The organism is Streptomyces sp. NPDC020875 (genome assembly GCF_040641415.1).
Classification (GTDB): domain Bacteria; phylum Actinomycetota; class Actinomycetes; order Streptomycetales; family Streptomycetaceae; genus Streptomyces.
Genome location: NZ_JBFADP010000135.1, coordinates 1 through 2474, shown reverse-complemented (window position 1 = coordinate 2474; position 2474 = coordinate 1). Strand labels below are relative to the sequence as shown.

The window sequence follows — 2474 nt, the reverse complement described above, 5'->3', positions numbered from 1 at the left end:
CCGACAACGCGGCGTGGGGGTACCTCCCGGGCCGCCGGGCCCAGGGGGAGTGCCGTAGCTGTCGTCGTGCGCCCACCGGGGATTACGGGACAGCCCTTAGGGTCGGGGGCCGCGCGGACCGGTCGTCACCGCGCGATCACCGCGCCCAGCCACGCACCGGCGATCAGCAGACAGGCGAACAGCTCCACCAGCACACTTGCCCCCGCCGCGCGCATCACCTGGCGGGTCGCCGCCTTCGCCTGGCCGTGGCCGCCCAGCCGACGGCGCTCACAGAGATAGATGCCCCCGACGAAGCCCGGGATCGCACCGACCACCGGGAGCACCACGAACCCCACCACCGCCCCGGCGCCCGCGAAGGCCGCGGTCCTGCCGGTGGCGCCCGACTCCCGGATCCGGCGGGTCGGCATCAGCCAGAGCACCACCTGCACCAGCAGCAGTACGGCCGTGGAGCCGACCAGCAGCGCCCAGGCGGCACCCGACTGCTCGTGCAGCGCCCACCAGAGCATCGCCGCCCAGACCAGCCAGCGGCCGGGCACCCCGGGAACCAGCACCCCGGCGAGCCCGAACGCGATCACGCCCCCCACCAGTACCTCCTGCCACACACCACCCACGGACCCAGGTTCCCCCACCGCGGCCACCCCCGCCTCCCGTGGCACGATCCGGACTCCGGCCGTCCGGGGCTGCGTACCGGTGGTACAGCCGCCGAACGCGCCCCGCCGCAGGTGGCGCCGCCCCTTCCCGGTGTGAGCGCCGACGACCGGCCGAACGGGGATGGCGAAAGGTCGACAGCTTTGGAAAGGCCCCGTTTTGCCGGGCCGTTCCCGGTCGACACTATGGACATGAGGCAGCAGGGGGAGACACCCGCCCCGGCAGACGACTGGTGGCACCGGCTCTATCAGGAACCGGCGCCCGTGCCCGCGCCCGCCCCGGACCCGGCCCGTCCGCAGTCCCCGACCGGTGGCGCGAGTCTTGACGACCACTTCGCCTCCGCGACGGCGGTGACGGCGCCGACCACGGCCCCGGCCGGTCCGCCCATACGTCCCCGGGCCTGGTGGGAGCCCGAAGAGCCCCCCGCTCCCGCCAGGTCGGCGGCCCCCGGCCCGGCCGCGTCCGCCCCCGCGTCCGCGCCGGAGCCGCCCCCCGTCGTACCCGAGCGCGTCGTCCCGGACCGGCCCGGGACCGCCGAGGGCCGCGTACCGCCGCCGTCCGCGCCGGAGCCGTCCGCCGCCGACGGACCCCCGTCGGAGCCGGTCGAAGCCGCGGCCCCCGTCCTTCCGCCGCCCCTGCCGGGGACCGGACCGGTGGTCTTCGGGAGCCCGCCCGCCGAGCCGTCGCCGGGGGAGCCCGACGACGGGGCGGAGCGCGTACCACCGTTCGCGCCGGACGAGCCGGAGCCGACAACCGCCGCCGCGGAGGGCGAGAGTGAGGCGTCCGGGCCCTTACCCGGTGTGCCGGACCCACGAGTTCCGCGGGCGCCCGGAGCGGTGTCGGCGGCCGACGGCGGCGCCCACCCCGGATACATCGGCGACGGGCCGCCGACCTATGACGCCGACCCCACGGCCCTGCCCATGGCCGACCCCGAGGCGCTGGACGGGCTGGTCCCCGACACCGTCGTGGACGGCGCCCGGTACGGCACCTGGACCCTGCGCGCCGCCTCCGTCCGAGGGGACTCCGCGCGCTACCGGGGCGACCCCCGTAAGGACGCCCTGCTCACGGCCCGGTTCGGCACCGGCGACAACGCGCTGGTACTGATCGCCGTCGCTACCGGCCCCCGGGCCGCCCCCGACGCCCACCGCGCGGCGGCGGACGCCTGCCGGCTCATCGGCGGCGCGGTCGGCCGCAGCCACTTCCGGCTCACCGAGGACATCAGGGCCGGGCGCCGCGACGACCTCAGGGCCGGACTGCACCGGCTCACCGACCGGAGCGTCAGCCGGCTCCGCGCCCTCGCGGCCGAACGCGGCCGTGCCCCCGACGACTACACCGCCGGACTGCGCTGTCTGCTGCTGACCGCCGACCCGGACTGCCGCCACCGGATCTTCTTCGGGATCGGCCCCGGCGGACTGTTCCGGCTACGGGACGGCGCCTGGGAGGAGCTGGAACCGGCCGCCGTGCCACCCGAGTACGAGGACCCGGCGCCACCACCCCCCGAGCCCTTCCGCTTCCGGGTCTGCACGGCCCGCCCCGGGGACACCCTCCTCCTCTGCGCCCCCGGCCTCGCCGACCCCCTGCGCGAGGCCCCCGGCCTCGGCGCCGAACTGGCCCGCCGCTGGCACGCCACCGACCCCCCGCCCCCGGCGGCCTTCCTGACCGATGTCCAGCTCAGAGTGAAGGGCTACGCCGACGACCGCACCGCGGTCGCCGTCTACGACACCCTCCTCTAGGGCGTGTTTCGAAAGTAGCGCCGTCCGCCCGAAGGGCGGGCCCCGCGGCGTCTGGTGCGTGCGATCGCGATGGCGGTGGGGGTCCCCCCGGCG

Annotated in this window: 2 protein-coding genes; one reads left to right on the top strand and one right to left on the bottom strand. The window is 77.0% G+C overall.

Annotated features, from left to right (window positions below; all coding sequences use genetic code 11):
* Positions 1-125: 125 nt before the first annotated feature.
* Positions 126-602, bottom strand: coding sequence for a DUF456 domain-containing protein (locus AB0G74_RS34295; RefSeq protein ID WP_361154632.1), 477 nt, complete (start codon positions 600-602; stop codon positions 126-128).
* 237 nt (positions 603-839) lie between these two features.
* Between AB0G74_RS34295 and AB0G74_RS34290 the strand changes: the two genes are divergently transcribed.
* On the top strand, positions 840-2381 hold the full coding sequence (locus AB0G74_RS34290) for a protein phosphatase 2C domain-containing protein (RefSeq protein ID WP_361154630.1): 1542 nt from the start codon (positions 840-842) through the stop codon (positions 2379-2381).
* Positions 2382-2474 lie beyond the last annotated feature (93 nt).